Consider the following 18,646-nt stretch of genomic DNA (forward strand, 5'->3'; position numbering starts at 1 on the left):
CGCAGACCCTGTGGGGCGGGCTTGCTCGCGAAGGCGGCGTGTCAGTCGACATCTTCTTTGCCTGATGCACCGCCTTCGCGAGCAAGCCCGCTCCCACAGGGGGTAGAGGTGGACTTACTGGCCGTTCTTGACCTTGCTCCAGATCCGCGTACGCACGCGCTCTGTCGCAGGCGGCAGCGGTTGCAGAGTGAACAAGGTGGCCAGGGCCTCGGGCGACGGGTAAACCGCAGGATTGGTCCGTGTCGCCTCGGCCAACAAGGCTTTCGCGTTGCGGTTGCCGTTGGGGTAGTTGAGGTGATTGCTGACCGGGGCGATGACCTCGGCGCGCATCAGGTAGTCGATGAAGGCCAGGCCCTGTTCGGGGTGCGGGGCGTCCTTGAGCAATACCAGCGTGTCGAACCACACCGGCGCGCCTTCCTTGGGCAGGCTGTAAGCGATCTTCACGCCATTGCCGGCCTGCTCGGCGGTGGCCTTGGCTTCGAGCATCGCGCCGGACCAACCGACGGCGACGCAAATGTTGCCGTTGGACAGGTCACTGATGAACTTCGACGAATTGAAGTAAGCGATATGCGGGCGCAACTTCAGCAGCAGCGCTTCGGCCTTCCTGTAGTCCTCAGGGTTGGTGCTGTTCGGCGGCAGGCCCAGGTAATGCAGGGCGACTGGCAGCATTTCCGATGGCGAGTCGAGCATCGCCACGCCGCATTCGCCGAGCTTGGCCAGGTTCTCTTCCTTGAACACCAGGTCCCAGGAATCCACCGGCGCCTTGTCGCCCAGCGCAGCGCGCACTTTGTCGACGTTATAGCCGATGCCGTTGGTGCCCCACAGGTACGGCACGGCGTACTGGTTGCCCGGATCGTTGTTGGCCAGTTTCGCCAGCAGATCGCTGTCCATGTTCTGGAAATCCGGCATCTGCGCGTGGGGCAAAGGGGCGAGGGCGCCCGCCTTGATCAGGGTCGGCAAACTGAAGTTGCTGGCCACCACCACGTCGTAGCCGCTGCGGCTGGTCAGCAGTTTGCCTTCGAGGACTTCGGCGCTGTCGAAGGTGTCGTAGACCGGCTGGATACCGGTGTCGCGCTTGAAGTCATGCAGGGTGGTCGGGCCGATGTAGTCATACCAGTTGTACACGTGCACGGTCGGGCTTTCGGCCGCCACCGCAGTCAGCGACACCGCCAGGCAGGCGCCAAGCCCCAGATTGAAATACGAGCGGTGACCACTCATGATGCGGCACTCCTGGCCTGCTGCAGGCCGGTGATAATCAAGAGTTTGCAGCGTATCGACCGGGGTGGTCGTTACCCATTCCCATCATGGGTTACTCGAAAGGGGTAGTGCGTGGACGCATTGTTGAAAGAGTTGCCGCTGCACCAGGGACTGGCGCGAATGTTTGCCGCCGTGGGCCAGGACGGATTCTGGCGCGCGCTGGTCGACACCCTGCGCCTGCTGGTGCCGCTGGATAACGCGCTGGTGGCAGTCATGCAGGCCGGTCGAGTACCCAGGTTGCTGATCGATTTCGACTCCCGCGACAGTGCCCACGAGCATGAAGAACTGGCCGACTACAGCGCCGGCATGTACCTGCTCGACCCGTTTTACCTGGCCGTCTGCGCCGGCATCGCCGATGGCTTGCACAGCCTCGATTCCGTGGCACCCGACCAGTTCCAGCAGAGCGAGTACTACCTGAGCTACTTCCGCACGGTGGTGGGTGGCGACGAATTGCAGTTCATGCTCAACCTCGACGGCGCCGTCCTCGGTCTGTCCCTGGGCCGCTCGACCCGCTTCACCCTGGAAGAACAAGGCCGCTTGCTCTGCATGCGCGACTGGGTGCTGGCGGCGATGCGCCGGCACCTGCAATTGTTACCACCAGAAGGCCCCGCTGCCGAAGCGGTAGCCGGGGACCTGGCGAGCTTGCTCGACCGCTTCGATGCGCGCCTGACGGTGCGCGAAATCGAAACCGCGCGCCTGATTCTCCAGGGTTTCTCCAGCAAGGCCATCGCCCAGCAGATGGGCATTTCCCCGGAAACGGTGAAGGTGCACCGGCGCAATCTCTATCACAAGCTCAATGTGAACGGGCACGGTGAGTTGTTTGCCCTGGTCTTGCAGCCACGATGAGGCCTCAGGGTGTCGGCGTTTGCCAATGCGCCTTGAGGAACTCGATGAACAGTTTGACCTTGCGCGTATTGCGCCGGTGGGCCAGGTACAGCACGTAGATCCAGGGCCCGAACGCGCTGGGCTCGCGCCAGTACTGCGGCATCAATTCGACCAGCTCGCCGCGCGCCAGATATGGCGCGGCACTCCAGTTCGGAATGAACTGCAAACCCTGCCCATCGAGCAGGCACGCCAGTAGAAAATCAAAATTGTCACTGGCCACCCGCGGCGTCGGCTGCGTCAGGCGGATCCGTTGTTCGCCTTGCTTGACCCACCAGAAATGCCGGTTGAGCAACGGGTGGCGGAAGATCAGCCAGTCGTGCTGCTGGTAATTGTCCAGCGAGACATCCTGGCCCTTGCGCGCCAGATAGGCAGGGCTTGCGCATAACAACATCTGGTTCTCGACGATGGGCTGGGCGATGACCCCCGGCAGATCGATGGGGCCATCGCGCAAGGCCAGGTCGTAGCCGCCGTCCACCGGGTCTTCGAAATGATCGCTCAGGTCCACTTCCAGCCTGACCTGCGGATGCGCGCTCAAGAAGCGACAACACACCTGATTGAGAAACGCCGGTGCGAAGGAGGGCGGGGCGGTTATGCGCAGGTCGCCGCGCAATTCATGCTGCAACTGCTCGACGTCTTCGGTGGCCAGCTGCAGCTGCATCAGCGCCTGACGCGCACCCTCCAGGTAAATGCGCCCGGCTTCGGTCAAGGCCATGCGCCGGGTGGTGCGGTCGAACAGGCGCGTGCCGAGTTCTTCCTCCAGTTGCGCCACCGCCTTGGTCAGGGCGGAGGGGGTTTTGCCGAGCAGGTCGGCGGCTCGGCTGAAATTCCCGTGTTCGGCGGTGGCGACGAACATGGTCAGGGCACTCATTTTGTCCATGGATCTATTCCTGATGGGCACAGAAGTTGTGCGGGGACAGGCATTCAGTTATCGATTCGGCTTGGATAGTCTTCGCTACAGCCCAACAAAAATAAAGAGTCTTCCATGAAACAGCTATTGACCCTGGCGGCGTCGCTTGTCCTGGCCTGTTCCTCTGCGGAAAGTATGGCCGCTGTCGATCTCATCCTGCACAACGCCAAGGTGTACACCGCCGAACCCGGCCAGCCGCTGCAGCAGGCGGTCGCGGTGGAGGACGGCAAGGTGGCGGCGGTGGGTGCCGATGCCCAGGTACTGCGGTTGAAACAACCGGGCACGCGCATCATCGACCTGCACGGCAAGGTGCTGATGCCGGGGTTTCTCGACTCGCACTCGCACACGGTGAAGGGCGGCCTGCAATTGCGCCAGGCCAATCTGGACGGGCAGATGCTGGCGCTGGCCGAACTGGAAAAACGCCTGCGCCAGTGGCGCGACGATGGCAAGGCCCGGCGCGGGGACGTCCTCAGTGTCGGTGGATTGCCGTCGACCTACTGGAGTCAGGTCGAGGCGTTCGAGCAGCGTTTCAACCAGGGCGAATGGGTCGACACGCCGATTCTTTTTACCGGCTGGGACCTGCACACGGGCTGGGCCAACCAGGCCATGCTCAAGCGTGCCGGCATCGATGCGGCGCGGGTGAAGGCGCTCAAGGACGAGGAAATGGCGACCATCGGCCATCACGCCGACGGGCGTCCCAATGGCTTTCTGGTCGATGCCGGCCTGTATCCGGTGCAGGCCTTGTTGCCGCCGCCGACCACCGATGAACTGATGGCCGGTGCCCGCGCGGCACTCGACTATTACAAGAGCCTGGGCATCACCGGCTGGATGGACCCGATTGCCAATGAAATCCCCGGCGGCGACGTGAACAGCCAGTCGCTGGGCGTGTTGCCGATCTACAAGGCGCTCGCCGAGCAGGGTGAACTCAGCGCCCATGTCGCCGCGCTGCTGATGGCGGATTCCAAGGCTACGCCGGCCGACCTCGATGAACTGGACAAGATCCGCCAGCAGTTTCTCGGCGTGCCCAACCTGACCCTGCCCGGGATCAAGGTCTTCGCCGACGGGGTGGCGGAAATCCCGGCGCAAAGTGCGTCCATGCTCGAGCCCTACAAGAACTCGAAAAAATCCGGTGAACTGCTGATCGACCCGGCGCACTTTGGCGAATTGGTCAGCGCCGCCGATGCCCGTGGCTGGCTGGTGCACATCCATGCCATCGGCGACCGCGCGGTGCGTGAAGCGCTCAATGGCATCGAGCAGGCGCGCAAGGATCGCCAAAGCGGCATCGCCCATTCCATCACGCACCTGCAGATGGTCAATCCGAAGGAGTTCGCCCGCTTCAAGACCCTCGACGTCATCGCGTCCATGCAGCTCTATTGGGCCATGGCCGATGAGTCGAGCATCGACCTGGTCAAGCCCTACGTCAGTGCCATGGCCTTCATGTATTCGTACCCGGCCCGCTCGCTGCTGAAGAACGGCGCGACCATCGCCGGTGCCAGCGACTGGCCGATCACCACGCCGGACCCGTGGAAAGCGATCTATCAGGCGGTCAGCCGCACAGGCCCGAAAGGGGTGCTCAATGCCGCCGAAGACATCGACCGGCAAACCATGTTCCAGGCCTACACCCTCAATGCCGCCCGGACCCTGCGTCTTGAAGACCGCATCGGTTCGCTCAAGCCGGGCAAGCAGGCCGACATGATCGTGCTCGACCGCGATGTCTTTACGGTCAAGCCAGAAGCCCTGCGCGATACCCGGGTGCTGCAGACCTGGTTCGCCGGTCGAGAGATCTATACCCGCAAGCCCTGATTTTCGCTCACACACAAAAAACCTGTAGGAGCTGGCTTGCCAGCGATTGCGGTGTGCCAGTCGACATCCATGTTGAATGTGACGCCGTCATCGCGAGCAAGCTTGCTCCTACAGGGTTGCATACCCACGCCTATCAAAAGGAACACCCTTCGTGAAACTCCATTGCTTCGTCACCGACACCCACAACCCGCAGCTGCGAGGCCAGCAGATTGGCGAAACCTGGGGCGCGCAGATCGGGCAGACGGTGGCGCTGTACCTCGATTTCTTCAATCAGGTGGGCGTGCCCCCGGAGCAGGTCCGTGCCCTGGGCGAAGCCAGTCTGCAGGCCCTTGAGGACTGGTGCCCGAATCTAGCCCGGGAAATCGTCGCGACCGCCGAGGGGGCCGGCATTCCCGTGTGGCAATTGGCGAGCCTGAACGCCCGTACCGAGATTCTCGCGGTGATGCCGGCGTCGGCCGAAGGCGAATGTTCGACGGCGGTGTTCGCACCGGCCGGGCCCGACGCACCGCGCACCATTCAGACCTGGGACTGGCATGACAGCCTGGTCCCCCACGGCCTGATGTTGCAGCTCACGGCCAGTTCCGGCATCACCGTCAAGCTGTTCACCGAGTTCGGCATGCTCGGCAAGATCGGCGTGAACAGCGCGGGCCTGGGGCTGCACTTCAACATCCTCCACCACGCCAGTGACAACGCCAGGGCCGGCGTGCCGGTGCACGCCATCGCCCGGCGAATCCTGGAGGAGGCCACCACCGTTGAAGAGGCGATAGCCCTGGCGCGATCGGCCCGGGTGAGCGCGTCGACGGTGCTGACCGTGTTTTCCCGAGCCGACCATGGGCTGCGTGCGGCGAGCATTGAAATGTCCGCCGCCAGGACCGCGGTGGTGGTGCCCGGCGAGGACGGCTGGATCACCCACACCAACCACTTCCTCGATGCCGAACTTATCGCCGGCGAGCGCACTGCGGATGTCTCGACCACCTATGCCCGACTGGCCCATGTGAACGCCGTGCGCGCCAACATGGTCACCGCTGACCTGACCCTGCGTGCCGATGCCATGTGCGGAGCCGCCGGGGACCAGGCGCCGATCTGCTTCCATCCGGACCTGAGCATGCCCGCCACCGAACGCTGGGAAACCCTGCTGACCATCGGCATCGACACACAAAACACAGTACTCGAATATGCGGCGGGCAACCCGAAACAGCTGGCCAGAAACGGGTTTGCGCGCTTCTGAAGCCAAGTCATCCATAACGACAAAAAGAGCATTGCACATGGCTACTTACGGTAATTGCAAGGCGGGGTCCCCGTCCGCGTTGAGAACCTTCTTCGTGTCCGGGATGGGCACGGCGCTGGAGTTTTATGACTTTGTCATCTACGGCACGGCGGCCGCCCTGGTGTTTCCGCAGGTGTTCTTCCCGCAGATGGACCCGCTCACCGCCACCCTGTTCGCCTTCGGCGCCTTTGGCGCGGGATTCTTCGCCCGTCCCTTGGGTGGCATGGTGTTCGGTCACTATGGCGACAGGATCGGCCGGCAGAAGATGCTGGTCATTACCCTGTTGCTGATGGGGCTGAGCACGCTGCTGATTGGCTGTCTGCCCGGTTACTCCTCAATCGGCCTGGCGGCCCCGGCGTTGCTGGTGCTCTTGCGCCTGGTCCAGGGCTTTGCCGCCGGTGGTGAGTGGGGTGGTGCCGCGCTGTTCGGCATTGAATCGGCGCCAGCGGGACGCCGTGGACTCTGGGGCAGCTTCACCAGCATGGGCATCGGTATCGGCGGCATCCTCGGGGCGGCGGTGTTCGGCATTGTCAGCGTCGCGTCGAACGATAACCTGGCCGATTTCGCCTGGCGCATTCCGTTCTGGCTCGGCGGTGTGCTGGTGCTGATCGGTCTCTATGCGCGGCTGCAAAAGCCGGTTGAACAGCCCGTCGAACACAAGGCGCAGGTGCGCATGCCGCTGGTCGCGGCACTGCGGGCGCGGCCCAGGGAAATGCTGCTGTGCACGGGCATCGCCTTTGGTTACGTCACCATCGCCTACATCGGCAGCACGTTCTTTTTGTCGTACGCCACGCAAATCGGTTACGGCAGCACGGACGCCTTGATTTTCGACTTCTCGCTGTCGGTAGCCATCGTGATCACGGCACCGCTGTTTGCCTTGCTCTCCGACCGGATTGGCCGACGCACAGTGATGGTGCTGGGGGCGATCATCATGGCGCTGGGGTTCTTCGCGTTCTTCCCTCTGGTGGGCCTGAAAAGCCTGCTGGTGTCGACTTTGGCCTACATCGCCATCGGCGCCTTCATGGGCGCGACCCAGGGACCGATTCCGGCATTTCTCGCCGAGCAGTTCCCCCGGGAGATGCGCTATTCGGGCATGTCCGCCGCCTACCAGGTCGGCGCGGCGCTCGGTGGCGGGACTGCGTCGAGCGTGGCCACGGCGATTTTGATTGCCACCGATCATGATCCATTCGGTGTTGCCGTGTATGGCTCGGTTGCGCTGGCCATCGTCGCTGTCTGCTCGTTGTTCCTCAGGGAGACGGCGCATTTGAGCATGGCGCAGATTGATGGTGAGACGGTGGAGAGTTCGGGGGCGCCTGTCGCCGGTTTCCAGCAACAGGCTCGGTCTCTTAACCGTTCAACGTAAACACCAACGCCTTCAACCCGCACTCGACATCGGCGTCGGGAAACTCTGGCGGGTTGTCCAGGCGTTGCTCGAACCGCAGGCTCGGCGCTTCACGGGTCACACCGTCGATGAGGAAATCCGCACCAAAGGCGGGGTCGTTCATACAGGCCAGCACCGAGCCCTCGGGGCTGAGCAGCTCCGGCAGGCGACGCAGTACCCGCTGGTAGTCCTTGGTCAGCAGGAAGCTGCCTTTCTGGAACGACGGCGGGTCGATGATCACCAGGTCGTATGGGCCCTTGCCGATGACCTTGCCCCAGGACTTGAACAGGTCGTGGCCGAGAAAGGTCACCTTGCCCAGGTCATGCCCGTTGAGCCGGTGATTGTCGCGGCCTCGGCTCAGGGCCGGGCTCGACATGTCCAGGTTGACCACATGGGTCGCGCCGCCCTCGATGGCCGCCACCGAAAAACCGCAGGTGTAGGCGAACAGGTTCAGCACCCGTTTGCCTTGGGCGTTGGCCCGCACCCAGTCGCGGCCGTAGCGCATGTCGAGGAATAGCCCGGTGTTCTGTTTGCGCCCCAGGTCCACTCGATATTTCAGCCCGCCCTCGGTGATGGTCATTTCCTCGATGACGTCCCCGAGTAGCCATTCGGTGGTGCTTTGCAGCAGGTAGCGATGTTGCAGCAGCAGGGTGTGGGCGCCGGATTGCGTCCATGCCGCTGATTGCGTGAGCTCCAGCAACAGCGCTTTCAACGCCTCCAGCTGCGCCGTTTCCGGCTCCTTGAACAGCGCCACCAGCACCACGCCCTGCAACCAGTCGACGGTCACTTGCTCCAGCCCCGGCCAGCAGCGCCCACGCCCGTGGAACAGACGACGGGTTTCGGCGGGGGCGGCCGCCAGGGCGGTCAGCAGGTGTTCGTTGAGGGTGGCGAGGGCTTCAGGGTTCATCGGTCTGGGTCGGCAATCTTTGGGGGGCGGCATTTAACCATAGTTACACCCAAAACACTGGGCAGTCAGTTATCACGATTAATTTAACTTTACGTGAGGATTTGGCGAACTTGCGGCTTCCATAATCGGCTCCAACGAACAACAACCGGGAGCCGGACATGTCGCAGCCAACTGCTTCACCCAAGGCCAGCCATCCACGCTGGCTGCGGCTCACCCACTGGCTGAACGCCCTGGCGGTGCTGGTGATGGTTACCAGCGGCTGGCGCATCTACAACGCCTCGCCGCTCTACGACTTCAGCTTTCCCACGTCGATCACCCTTGGCGGCTGGCTCGGCGGCGCCCTGCAGTGGCACTTCGCGGCGATGTGGTTCCTGGGCGTCAACGGTCTCATTTACCTGGCCTGCAACCTGTTCAGCGGGCGCCTGCAACGACGCTTCTTCCCGGTCTCGCCCAAAGGCGTGCTGCATGACCTGTGGGCCGCGCTGCGCGGCAAGCTGGGGCATGCGGACCTGAGTCACTACAACCAGGTGCAGCGTGTGGCGTACCTGTTCGTGATGGTAGATATCACGCTGCTGGTGCTCTCCGGGCTGGTGCTGTGGAAGTCGGTGCAGTTCCCGCTGTTGCGTGAATTGCTGTGGGGCTACGAAGGCGCGCGGCGGGTGCATTTTTTCGCCATGGCGCTGTTGGTGGCCTTCGTTGCGGTGCATCTGCTGATGGTCGCGCTGGTGCCAAAAACACTGCTGGCCATGATTGTCGGTCGCAAGGAGCACGTATGAAAAAGCGCATTCAAGACGCCGGGCTGGACGAGTCATCCATTCTCATCGACGCCCGGAAAATCCTCGCCCCGCAGATCGAAGACCGCTCACGCCGCTCGTTCCTGATGCGTGGCCTGACCCTCGGCGGTGTGGCCATGTTGTCCGGTTGCAACCTCACCGACAACGACAGCGTCGAGACCGCGTTGTCGTCCATGTCGCGCTTCAACGACCGGGTGCAAGGCTGGCTGTTCAACCCCAATGCCATGGCCCCGACCTATCCGGCGTCGATGATCACCCGGCCATTTCCGTTCAATGCCTTCTATGGCATCGACGAGGCGCCGACGGTGGACGAGGAAAGTTATCGACTGGAAGTCACCGGCCTGGTCGCGGACAAGCGCAGTTGGCGCCTTGAAGAACTGCGCGCCATGGCACAGACCGAGCAGATCACCCGGCACATCTGCGTCGAAGGCTGGAGCGCGATCGGCCGTTGGGGTGGCGTGCGCTTCAGCGATTTCCTGAAAAGGGTCGGCGCCGACACTGACGCCAAATACGTCGGCTTCAAGTGCGCCGACGACTACTACACCAGCATCGACATGGCCACCGCACTGCATGCGCAAACCCTGTTGACCCTGACCTACGACGGCGCCGTGCTGCCGCGCGAATACGGCTTCCCGATGAAGCTGCGCATGCCCACCAAGCTCGGCTACAAGAACCCCAAACACATCCAGGCGATCTTCGTCAGCAACACCTACAGCGGCGGCTACTGGGAAGACCAGGGCTACAACTGGTTTGGTGGCAGCTGACGAGAATCCGCCATTTCCCCCTCGTCCACACACCCTGCATCAAGGAGTTTCATCATGAAGAAGTTGACCACCGTTGTTCTGTCCATGTGCCTGGCCGTCGGTGCTGCCAGTGTTTTTGCTGCTGACACCATGAGCAATGATTCGATGTCCAAGGACGCCATGTCGAAAGATGCGATGAAGAAGGACACGACGTCCAAGGATGCCATGAGCAAGGACGCCATGAAAAAAGACGCGATGTCCAAGGATGCCATGAGCAAGGACGCCATGAAGAAGGATGCCATGTCCAAGGACGCGATGAAAAAGGACGCCATGTCGCAGTAACTCCAATCCTGTCCTGGGGGGGGCACGCGGCTTGCCCCCCCCCCATGACGATTGATAGCACAAAGCCTCGCAACCACCGATTTCATCGACCGCCTGTATCAAAAATGAATTTCCGCGGATACCGTTGCTCATACCTGTAGGTAGCGGATTTAGAGCCCGCGAAAACTTTAGTACGATCAGGGAGCAGCAGTCATGGGTCGAGTATCGACGGCGGGCGAACACCTTCCTGGCGGGTTGATTCTGGTGGTTGAAGACGACCCGCTGATCCTGGAATTTCTCTGTGAAATTCTTCAGGACGAAGGTTATGTGGTGCAGCCGCAATCCAGTGCGGATGCGGCGTCGGTGTACCTGCAGGGGCACGCTTCGGAAGTGGGTTTGTTGCTGACCGACATCACCATGCCGGGCACGCTCAACGGTGCCGATCTGGCCAACCTGTTCGGTGATCGCTGGCCGGACAAACCGATCATGATCATGTCCGGATTTGAAACCCCGGAAAGTTCAGGGGTTCGGCATGAAGTGTCGTTCATCAAGAAACCCTGGGCGCTCGGGCAATTGCTCGATTGCGTAGACGGCGCCCTGAAATCCCGCCGTACCTTATGATCGTGTACATTGCGCAAATCCCGCTGATCCTTGAGATAGGAAGGACCCTTTGCCTGTTCCCGATACCATTTTCAATGTCCCGTACCGTGCCTTCCTGTTCGACATGGATGGCACCATCCTCACCTCGATAGCCGCAGCCGAGCGAGTCTGGGCCAGGTGGGCCGTTCACCACGGCGTCGACGTAGAGACCTTCCTGCCCACCATCCACGGTGCCCGCGCCATCGACACCATCAATCGCCTGGGCTTGCCTGGCGTCGATGCCGAGGCCGAAGCGGCGTGGATCACCCTTGCTGAAATCGAGGATGTCGACGGCGTTGAAGAGGTGGCTGGCGCGGCGGGTTTTCTCCAGTCGTTGCCGGCTCATCAATGGGCCATCGTCACCTCGGCACCGAGGGCGCTGGCGTTGCGGCGGATGGCCGCCGCGGGGATTCCCGAACCGGCTGTGATGGTCACTGCCGAAGATGTCAGCGCCGGCAAGCCCGACCCGGCGGGTTATCGATTGGCTGCGCAACGGCTGGGTGTCGAGATCAGGGATTGCCTGGTGTTCGAGGATGCGACGGTAGGCATCCTGGCGGCCGAGGCGGCGGGGGCGGATTTGTTGATCGTCACGTCGACGCATGAGCAGCCGATTGTGACGGCGCATGCGACGTTGGGGAGTTATGACACGGTTGTTGCCCGCTTGGATGTGGACAGTTTCATCAGGCTGCAGAAAATCTGAATGTGGGAGCGGGCTTGCTCGCGAAAGCGGTGTATCAGTCGACATTTCTGTTGTATGACACGCCGCCTTCGCGAGCAAGCCCGCTCCCACAGTGGGGTTGTGTATGGCTCAATAAATTTTGGGGATCAATCGCCAACTCCGGGCGCAATAAGCTTCGTATTCATCGCCAAACTGTGTCCGTAGCAGCGCCTCTTCCGAATGTATCCGCGCAACCAACGGGATCACCGTCAACGCCGCCAGCAACAACCCCACCCCCGAGCGAAACGCCAGCGCCCAACCTACGGCAATCACCAGCATCCCCAGGTAACTGGGATTACGCAGGCTGCGATAGATTCCATCGGTCACCAGGCGATGGCCCGGCTGGATCGCCACCAGTCCACTGAAGCGTTTGCCCAGCACGAACACCGGCCACAGCCGCAGGGCGCCGCCGATGATGAACAGCAACGCGCCCAGCCAACGCACGCCCTCACCACCAAAGGTCCAGAAGTCGATCCGGTCGGTGTACGCGGGCAAGAAGCCACTCAACAGTCCGATCACCCCGAACGCCGGCAGCACCCAGCGATTGGCCCGGTCCTCGCGTTCGCCGGAACTCAGGTTGACTTCGGTAAACAGCGAAGCGATGACCATGGCCAGGGTTGCCAGCGCCACCACCACCAAGGCGGCATGGGAGAAAAATGCGGCAAAGCCGCCCAGCCCCCAAATCGCCAGCCAAAGGTAGGCGAGGGTGGAGACGAAGGCGAAAAACGCCAGTTTGGCCGAGATTTTCATGATGTCTCCACAGGTGAACACACCCCGTCATTGTACCTCTGACCGTGCATTGCGCCTGATCACCTGGGGTGGCTGCCCGAACGCTCGAAGGAAGGCTTCGCGCATGCGCCGAGGGTCAATAAAACCGGTTTCCAGGGCGATCTGGTCCAGCGTCAGGCGCCCGCGTTCGAGCAGCTGCCGTGCCGCTTCCAGGCGCAGGTTCTCGATGGCTTTGGCCGGCGACTGACCGGTTTCGGCGCGGAACGCACGGCTGAACTGGCGCGGGCTCAGCCGCGCCTCTTGCGCCAGTTGTTCCACCGATAACGTCTGGGCCAGGTGTTCCCTGGCGTAGGTGAGGACAGTCTGGATACGGTCGGATTTCGGTGCCAGTTCCAGCAGCGCCGAGTGTTGCGACTGGCCGCCGGCACGGCGGTGGTACATCACCAGTTTCTGCGCCACGGCACGCGCGAGTTCGCCGCCGTGATCCTTTTCCACCATGGCCAGCGCCAGGTCGATACCGGCGGTCATGCCGGCGGAGGTCCAGATCGAGCCGTCGATCACGTAGATGCGGTCGGGTTCAACCTTGATCGATGGAAAGCGTTCCTGCAGTTGTCGCGCATAGGCCCAGTGCGTGGTGGCCCGGCGGCCCTCGAGCAGTCCGGCCTGGGCCATGACAAAGGCGCCGGAGCAAATCGACGCGGTGCGGCGCGCGGTCCTGGCGCTGGCTCGCACGTAGTCGAGCACGCCCTCGGGCGCCTGTTCGAGGATGGTGTCGCCGCCCACCACGATCACCGTGTCGAACAGCCGTTCACCGAACGCTTCGGTGCCGACGTTCAGGCCACCGGAAGCGCGCAAGGTGCGCCCGTCTTCGGACAGTACACGCACGTCATACAGGGCTTCGCCGGCGCTGAAGTTGGCGTACTCGAACACCGGCATGGCCGCCAGCGCCATGGACTGGAAACCCTCGAAAACCACGAACGCCACGCTGATCATCGCCAGGTCCTCAAAACGCTGATGGCAGAAAAACGTAGGTTAAACGTCATTTGAGACGAGCGCGAGACCATTTATAACTGCGCTCACCGGGCGATTGTCTCGCCTCATTGTGAAGGAAATTGCACATGGCTCTCTCTTCCAAAGGTACCGCGCTGATCACTGGCGCTTCTTCCGGCATTGGCGCGGTGTATGCCGGCCGTCTCGCCCGGCAGGGTTACGACCTGATCCTGGTCGCTCGCAGCCAGGCAAAACTCAACGCCTTGGCCACTCGCCTGAGCGACCAGACGGGCCGCACCGTGGAGGTGGTCGCCGCGGATCTGAAAGACAAGGCTGACTTGTCGCGGGTCGAACAGATCCTGCGCAGCGACGCGAGCATCACCCTGTTGGTCAACAACGCCGGGGTCGGCGCGGTCATGCCGTTGCTCGGCAGCCCGGTGGATGACATGGAAGACATGATCAACCTCAACATCACCGCGCTGACACGCCTGGCTTATGCGGTGGTGCCAGGCTTTGTCGCACGCGGTGCCGGAACCGTGATCAACATTTCCTCGATCGTCGCCATCGCCCCGGAAATCCTCAACGGCGTGTACGGCGGGACCAAGGCGTTTGTCCTCGGCCTGAGCCAATCGATGCACCGGGAACTGGCCGATAAGGGCATTCGCATCCAGGCCGTGCTACCGGGCGCGACCGCCACCGACTTCTGGAGCGAGGCCGGCAACCCGGTAGAGAACCTGCCGCAGGAGATCGTGATGTCCGCTGAAGACATGGTCGATGCGGCGCTGGTGGGGCTGGAGAGGGGGGAAGTGGTGACTATTCCAGGCTTGCATGAGGGTGAGCAGTGGGATCGTTATGAAGCCCAGCGCCAGGTGCTGTCCGGGTTGTTTGGCAACTCTACGTCGGCACCGCGTTATCGTTGATTGAAAGATCGCAGCCTCGCTTCGCGAGACATCTCCTACAGGCGAAGCGAGGCTGCGATCTTCAAATCTCGGTTATTGGCCTTCCTGGACAAGAATGGCGCGAGCCAGTTCTTCGTCGCTGGCGCTGTTGAGGTCGGGATGTTCCTGGCGCACCCGCTGCATGACCTGCTCCAGGTAAACACCGCGAATCGCGCCACCACTGGCCACGAAGCTGGAGGCGTCATCCCGGGCGGGAATCATCAGTTTGTCATCCTTGAACGTCGAATACAGCGAGGCGGAAACCCCCGCCGAGGTGGCGACATCTTTCGCGTCGACATCGGCCATCGCGGAGCCCACGGGTAAGCACAGCAAAAGGGAAGAAATGATAATCAGACGGCGCATGACGTAGTCCTCTGAAGGCGTGATGCAAAAAGGAAGTACCTCACCCTTAGGATGCACGACTGTCGCCAGGAGTTCCCTTGTCGATGCTTGAACCGGCGATTCAGCGGGAAAACCGGTTGCGATAATCCCTCGGCGAAACCCCCAGGTTGCGCTGGAAGGTCAGGCGCATGCGCTCTTCGTCACCGAAGCCACACAACCGGGAAATTTGATCGATGTTGCGCCCGGAATCTTCCAGCAGACGCCGGGCGGCTTCCACGCGCAGTACTTCCACGGCCTTGGCCGGGGTGCGGCCGGTCTTGAGTTTGTACACCCGGGCAAAGTTGCGCGGGCTCATCTGTACCTGTTGGGCGAGTGTCTCGACGGTGAGGTTGGCACCGGACAGGTTCTGCGTGATCCACAGGTGCAGGTCATCGAAGGCCGCGCCTTCACTGGTTTGCGCTTGCAGCAACTGGCTGTACTGCGCCTGGCCACCGGGGCGCTTGAGGAACACCACCATTTCCCGAGCCGTGAGCAGCGCCAGTTCCCGCCCGCAATCTTCCTCGACCAACGCCAGTGCCAAGTCGATGCCGGCGCTGACCCCGGCGGAAGTCCAGACCGAACCCTGCTGGACAAAGATCGCATCGTGGTCGACTTCGATGGACGGATGGCGCTCCTTGAGCATGCCGCACATTGCCCAATGGGTGGCGGCGCGCCGACCTTCGAGCAATCCGGCCTCGGCGAGCAGGAAGGTGCCGCTGCACACCGAAGCGGTGCGCCGCGCATTACTCGATGCCTGTTTGAGCCAGTCGACCAGGCTCAGGGAATTGTTCATCGCCAGGATAATGGCCGGGGCACCGGGAACGATCAGCGTGTCGATCGATTGGTCGTCGAAGGCGCTCAATGGCAGAGTGTCGACGGCCAGGCCCTCGGCAGTCTGGATCAGGCCCCCGGTCAGGCTGGCGGTCTGCAGCTTGTAACCTGGCAGGTTGCTGCTGTTGAGGTAGCGCGAGGCAGCCCAGAACACGGTTTGCGCGCCGGTCAAATCCAGCAGGCCCATTTCGGGGTAGGCGAGGAATACGATCAAGCGCGGCTGGTCAGACGGAGACTGGGAGGTGACGGAAGTGCTGGCGATATCGTTCATGGGCTTGTGCATTGACTCGTTGGAATAATGATAATTCGCAAACGGCATAAGCGTTATCGCAGCTGGTCGGCTGTCCGCAATTCAGGGTTTTATGTCATTAGTCGGGGGAAACTTCAAGTTCACCCACTCGTGAAAATCCGGAACAATTGCATTGTCATTACCTGTCTGTTTTCGCACAAAAAGCCAGCGTACCCTTGACGATTCGCTATTGAATCGAGCACACACAGACATGGTTCCTTCCCTTGGCAGCATCGCTTCACGCTTGCGCCTCAAACAACTACGCCTGTTGATCGCGCTGGATGACCGCGGCTCCCTGCACAAGGCCGCCGAGCAGATTTCGATTTCCCAGTCCGGCGCCACCAAGGCCCTGCAGGAGGTTGAGTCGCTGCTCGGCATGCCGCTGTTCGAACGCCAGTCCAAGGGCCTGGTGGCCAATGAGATGGGGCGATGCATGATTCGTTATGCGCGGCTGATCTACAGCGACGTGGAGCACCTGCGCGAGGAAATGGTCAGCATCATGCGCGGTCAGGGCGGGCGTTTGTCGGTGGGGGTGATCATGGGCGCGGTGCCGTTGCTGACCCGGGCATTGACCGAGTTGCGCCTCAAGCAACCGGAGTTGTCGGTGGAACTGGTGGAAAACACCAGCGCCACCTTGCTTGGGCTGCTGGATCAGGGGCGCCTGGACCTGGCCATCTGTCGAACCAGCGTCGGCCAGCGTTCGGACGCCTATGACTGCATCGAACTGAGCGAAGAGCCCTTGGCCGTGGTTGCCAGCAAAGATCATCCGCTGGCCAGCGCCGAGTCGTTGCAGCTGTCACAGTTGAGCGACTATCGCTGGGTGGTCTACCCCAAGGACATGCCGATGCGCCAGGCCCTGGAGCGGGAACTGAACGAGGCAGGGCTGGAGATCCCGCGTTATCCGCTGGAAACCTCGTCGACCTTCGGCACCATTCTGCTGGTGCAACAGGACCCGACATTGCTGGCGGTGATCCCGGGGGAAGTGGCGGAGTTCTGCGAAAAATTCGATTTGCTGGTGAAGCTGCCGGTGTCCTTGCGTGCGCTGATCGAGCCTTACGGCGTGATCAGCCGGGCCGGCGCCAATCTGTCACCAGCGGCGACGCTGCTGATCAACGAGTTGCAACGGGACCCATGTCCTGAACGGAACCTGTAGGAGCTGGCTTGCCAGCGAAAGCGGATTGTCAGCCAGCACTTGTGTCGACTGGCACGCCCTCTTCGCTGGCAAGCCAGCTCCTACAGGTTTTCGTTTTGCCTGTCAGGTCGGGGCAGGGGTTATTTGATGGGCGAAAACTGCGCGGGCATCAGCAGCTTCGATTCCATTTTTTCCAGCATCGGGAAGGCGATCGGCACGAAGCCTTCGAGCCAGTCCGGGTCCTGGTACAGCGCGGCGCGTTTGTTGATTCGCTCGTCCAGGCTCTCATAGGCCCAGATGTGAATCACCTGGTTGAGCTCGCCGATTTCCGTGTACCACCAGCCCACCAGAGTGGCGTAGCGGGAGATTACCGGCAGGCCGTTTTCCTCGAAGTGCTTGAGGTAGGTCTGCATCGTGCCGATCTTCAGGGTGTAGGTGCGCATTTCGTAGAACATGGGGTTTGTCTCTCAGCAGTGAATGCCATGGAAGGCGTTGCCGATGATTCGCTCGACGTCGGCTGCAGTGGTCAGGCGCGGGTTGACCAGCACATTGGCGCTGCGCATCGAGTCGCTGACCATTTGCGCCATGCACTCCAGGTCCACGCCCAGGTCCTTGATGTTGTCGGGAATGCCGATGGCCTTGTTCAGCGCCATCACGTGCTCCACCACCTTGTGCCCGGCACCGGCAGGGCTCAGGCCGCTGACGTCTTCGCCCATGGCGATGGCGATATCGCGGAACAGCTCCGGGCAGGCCGGCAGGTTGTACTCGATGACATAGGGCAACAGCGTGGCGTTGGCGATGCCGTGGGGGATGTTGAACACGCCGCCGAAGGTGTGGGAAATCGCATGCACGTTGCCCAGTTTCGATTGGGCGAACGCGACCCCGGCGAGGAACGAAGCGAGCAGCATCTGCTCCCGGGCGTGCAGGTCTACGCCAGCGAAAAACGCCTTGGGCAGGTGCGTGCAAATCATCTTGATCGCCTGCAGGGCCAAGGCCTGGCTGATCGGGTTGGCCTGCTTCGAGACGTAGGATTCGATGGCGTGGGTCAGGGCGTCCATGCCGGTGGCGGCGGTGATCGACGGCGGTAATTTGAGGGTCAGTTCAGCATCGAGAATGGCCAGTTTTGGAAACAAGGCCGGGCTGATGATCACCGTCTTGAACTGGGTCTTGGTGTTGGTGAACACCGTGGACGCCGTGCACTCACTGCCGGTGCCCGAGGTGGTCGGGATGGCAAAGATCGGCAGCGGCGGGTGCAGCAGTTTGTCGTAGCCCTCGTAGTCGAGGATGTTGCCAGGGTTGGTGGCCATGGCCGCGACACCCTTTGCAGTGTCGATGCTGCTGCCGCCGCCGACGCCGATCACCGAGTCGCAATCGTGCTGCTTCAGGAAAGCGACGGCGCGTTCCAGCACATCCGTGGTGGGGTTGGGTTCGACGCCGGCAAACACTTCGTAGCCAATGTCACTTTCGGCCAGCGAGGCAAAAAAACTGTCCATGACCCCCGAGGCCATCAGCCCTTGGTCGGTGACCACCAGCAGCTTGTTGCGAACATGGGGCTTGAGCAAAGCGCCGGCCTGACGCACCAGGCCGTTGCCGCTTTTAAGGGTCGTGGGGAAATGGAACTGGAACGGGTTCATGGGGCTCTCCGGTTTCTTGTTGGTCCCGCAACAGTAATGAGCGCTGCTGGCTGTCGATAATGAAAAGGCCTGATACACCGATCACGCTTTGTCATCCCCC

General features: G+C 61.9%; 20 protein-coding genes. 11 read left to right on the forward strand and 9 right to left on the reverse strand.

Annotated features, from left to right (window positions below; all coding sequences use genetic code 11):
- Positions 1 to 114 precede the first annotated feature (114 nt).
- On the reverse strand, positions 115 to 1,218 hold the full coding sequence (locus tag ACM6I6_RS05115) for a polyamine ABC transporter substrate-binding protein (protein WP_414919537.1): 1,104 nt from the start codon (positions 1,216 to 1,218) through the stop codon (positions 115 to 117).
- 111 nt (positions 1,219 to 1,329) lie between these two features.
- Here ACM6I6_RS05115 and ACM6I6_RS05120 point away from each other — a divergent pair, with 111 nt between their 5' ends.
- Entirely contained in the window at positions 1,330 to 2,103 is a 774-nt protein-coding gene (locus ACM6I6_RS05120; RefSeq protein WP_414919538.1) for a helix-turn-helix transcriptional regulator, read from the forward strand.
- A 4-nt stretch (positions 2,104 to 2,107) separates the two neighbouring features.
- Here ACM6I6_RS05120 and ACM6I6_RS05125 read toward each other — a convergent pair whose 3' ends face one another.
- Positions 2,108 to 3,019, reverse strand: coding sequence for a LysR family transcriptional regulator (locus ACM6I6_RS05125; protein ID WP_414919539.1), 912 nt, complete (start codon positions 3,017 to 3,019; stop codon positions 2,108 to 2,110).
- 105 nt (positions 3,020 to 3,124) lie between these two features.
- Here ACM6I6_RS05125 and ACM6I6_RS05130 point away from each other — a divergent pair, with 105 nt between their 5' ends.
- The 3 genes from ACM6I6_RS05130 (at position 3,125) to ACM6I6_RS05140 (ending at position 7,482) form a co-directional block, all read left to right on the forward strand.
- Positions 3,125 to 4,852 carry an amidohydrolase gene (locus ACM6I6_RS05130; RefSeq protein ID WP_414919540.1) on the forward strand — a complete coding sequence of 576 codons (1,728 nt, stop codon included), beginning with the start codon at positions 3,125 to 3,127 and terminating at the stop codon, positions 4,850 to 4,852.
- Between the two features lie 151 nt (positions 4,853 to 5,003).
- On the forward strand, positions 5,004 to 6,080 hold the full coding sequence (locus ACM6I6_RS05135; protein WP_414919541.1) for a C45 family autoproteolytic acyltransferase/hydolase: 1,077 nt from the start codon (positions 5,004 to 5,006) through the stop codon (positions 6,078 to 6,080).
- Between the two features lie 37 nt (positions 6,081 to 6,117).
- Complete coding sequence (locus ACM6I6_RS05140) at positions 6,118 to 7,482, forward strand: MFS transporter (RefSeq protein WP_414919542.1); 1,365 nt, start codon at positions 6,118 to 6,120, stop codon at positions 7,480 to 7,482.
- Here the strand turns inward: ACM6I6_RS05140 and ACM6I6_RS05145 are convergent.
- On the reverse strand, positions 7,466 to 8,407 hold the full coding sequence (locus tag ACM6I6_RS05145) for a class I SAM-dependent methyltransferase (protein ID WP_414919543.1): 942 nt from the start codon (positions 8,405 to 8,407) through the stop codon (positions 7,466 to 7,468). The genes ACM6I6_RS05140 and ACM6I6_RS05145 overlap by 17 nt on opposite strands.
- 158 nt (positions 8,408 to 8,565) lie before the next feature.
- Here ACM6I6_RS05145 and ACM6I6_RS05150 point away from each other — a divergent pair, with 158 nt between their 5' ends.
- From ACM6I6_RS05150 to ACM6I6_RS05170, 5 genes are all read left to right on the forward strand, one after another.
- Positions 8,566 to 9,183, forward strand: coding sequence for a cytochrome b/b6 domain-containing protein (locus ACM6I6_RS05150; RefSeq protein ID WP_323608016.1), 618 nt, complete (start codon positions 8,566 to 8,568; stop codon positions 9,181 to 9,183).
- A complete protein-coding gene (locus ACM6I6_RS05155; RefSeq protein WP_414919544.1) occupies positions 9,180 to 9,965 on the forward strand; it encodes a molybdopterin-dependent oxidoreductase in 786 nt (261 codons plus the stop codon). The genes ACM6I6_RS05150 and ACM6I6_RS05155 overlap by 4 nt, the downstream gene beginning before the upstream one ends.
- A gap of 54 nt (positions 9,966 to 10,019) precedes the next feature.
- The gene (locus ACM6I6_RS05160; RefSeq protein WP_274077910.1) at positions 10,020 to 10,286 is read left to right on the forward strand and encodes a pentapeptide MXKDX repeat protein; all 267 of its coding nucleotides are present in this window, start codon (positions 10,020 to 10,022) and stop codon (positions 10,284 to 10,286) included.
- Between the two features lie 192 nt (positions 10,287 to 10,478).
- Positions 10,479 to 10,886 carry a response regulator gene (locus ACM6I6_RS05165; RefSeq protein WP_274077909.1) on the forward strand — a complete coding sequence of 136 codons (408 nt, stop codon included), beginning with the start codon at positions 10,479 to 10,481 and terminating at the stop codon, positions 10,884 to 10,886.
- Positions 10,887 to 10,989: 103 nt separating this feature from the next.
- Entirely contained in the window at positions 10,990 to 11,604 is a 615-nt protein-coding gene (locus ACM6I6_RS05170; RefSeq protein WP_414919566.1) for an HAD-IA family hydrolase, read from the forward strand.
- 108 nt (positions 11,605 to 11,712) lie between these two features.
- Here ACM6I6_RS05170 and ACM6I6_RS05175 read toward each other — a convergent pair whose 3' ends face one another.
- The gene (locus ACM6I6_RS05175; RefSeq protein WP_414919545.1) at positions 11,713 to 12,372 is read right to left on the reverse strand and encodes a methyltransferase family protein; all 660 of its coding nucleotides are present in this window, start codon (positions 12,370 to 12,372) and stop codon (positions 11,713 to 11,715) included.
- Between the two features lie 27 nt (positions 12,373 to 12,399).
- Entirely contained in the window at positions 12,400 to 13,344 is a 945-nt protein-coding gene (locus ACM6I6_RS05180) for a GlxA family transcriptional regulator (protein WP_274077906.1), read from the reverse strand.
- A gap of 125 nt (positions 13,345 to 13,469) precedes the next feature.
- Between ACM6I6_RS05180 and ACM6I6_RS05185 the strand changes: the two genes are divergently transcribed.
- Entirely contained in the window at positions 13,470 to 14,261 is a 792-nt protein-coding gene (locus tag ACM6I6_RS05185) for an SDR family NAD(P)-dependent oxidoreductase (RefSeq protein ID WP_408600573.1), read from the forward strand.
- A gap of 72 nt (positions 14,262 to 14,333) precedes the next feature.
- Here the strand turns inward: ACM6I6_RS05185 and ACM6I6_RS05190 are convergent, their stop codons facing one another.
- Both ACM6I6_RS05190 and ACM6I6_RS05195 read right to left on the reverse strand, forming a co-directional pair.
- Complete coding sequence (locus ACM6I6_RS05190; protein ID WP_274077904.1) at positions 14,334 to 14,642, reverse strand: DUF2388 domain-containing protein; 309 nt, start codon at positions 14,640 to 14,642, stop codon at positions 14,334 to 14,336.
- 100 nt (positions 14,643 to 14,742) lie between these two features.
- Positions 14,743 to 15,762 carry a GlxA family transcriptional regulator gene (locus tag ACM6I6_RS05195; protein ID WP_274077903.1) on the reverse strand — a complete coding sequence of 340 codons (1,020 nt, stop codon included), beginning with the start codon at positions 15,760 to 15,762 and terminating at the stop codon, positions 14,743 to 14,745.
- Positions 15,763 to 15,991: 229 nt separating this feature from the next.
- Here ACM6I6_RS05195 and ACM6I6_RS05200 point away from each other — a divergent pair, with 229 nt between their 5' ends.
- Positions 15,992 to 16,933, forward strand: a complete 942-nt coding sequence (locus ACM6I6_RS05200) for a LysR family transcriptional regulator (RefSeq protein ID WP_414919546.1) — start codon at positions 15,992 to 15,994, stop codon at positions 16,931 to 16,933.
- 119 nt (positions 16,934 to 17,052) lie between these two features.
- On the opposite strand, the gene ACM6I6_RS05205 is transcribed toward ACM6I6_RS05200, so the two are convergent.
- Positions 17,053 to 17,367, reverse strand: a complete 315-nt coding sequence (locus ACM6I6_RS05205; RefSeq protein WP_274077463.1) for an NIPSNAP family protein — start codon at positions 17,365 to 17,367, stop codon at positions 17,053 to 17,055.
- A gap of 12 nt (positions 17,368 to 17,379) precedes the next feature.
- Complete coding sequence (locus tag ACM6I6_RS05210; protein WP_414919547.1) at positions 17,380 to 18,546, reverse strand: iron-containing alcohol dehydrogenase; 1,167 nt, start codon at positions 18,544 to 18,546, stop codon at positions 17,380 to 17,382.
- Positions 18,547 to 18,646: the final 100 nt, after the last annotated feature.

This window comes from Pseudomonas sp. IT-P218 (assembly GCF_949767605.1).
Classification (GTDB): Bacteria; Pseudomonadota; Gammaproteobacteria; order Pseudomonadales; family Pseudomonadaceae; genus Aquipseudomonas; species Aquipseudomonas putida_AE.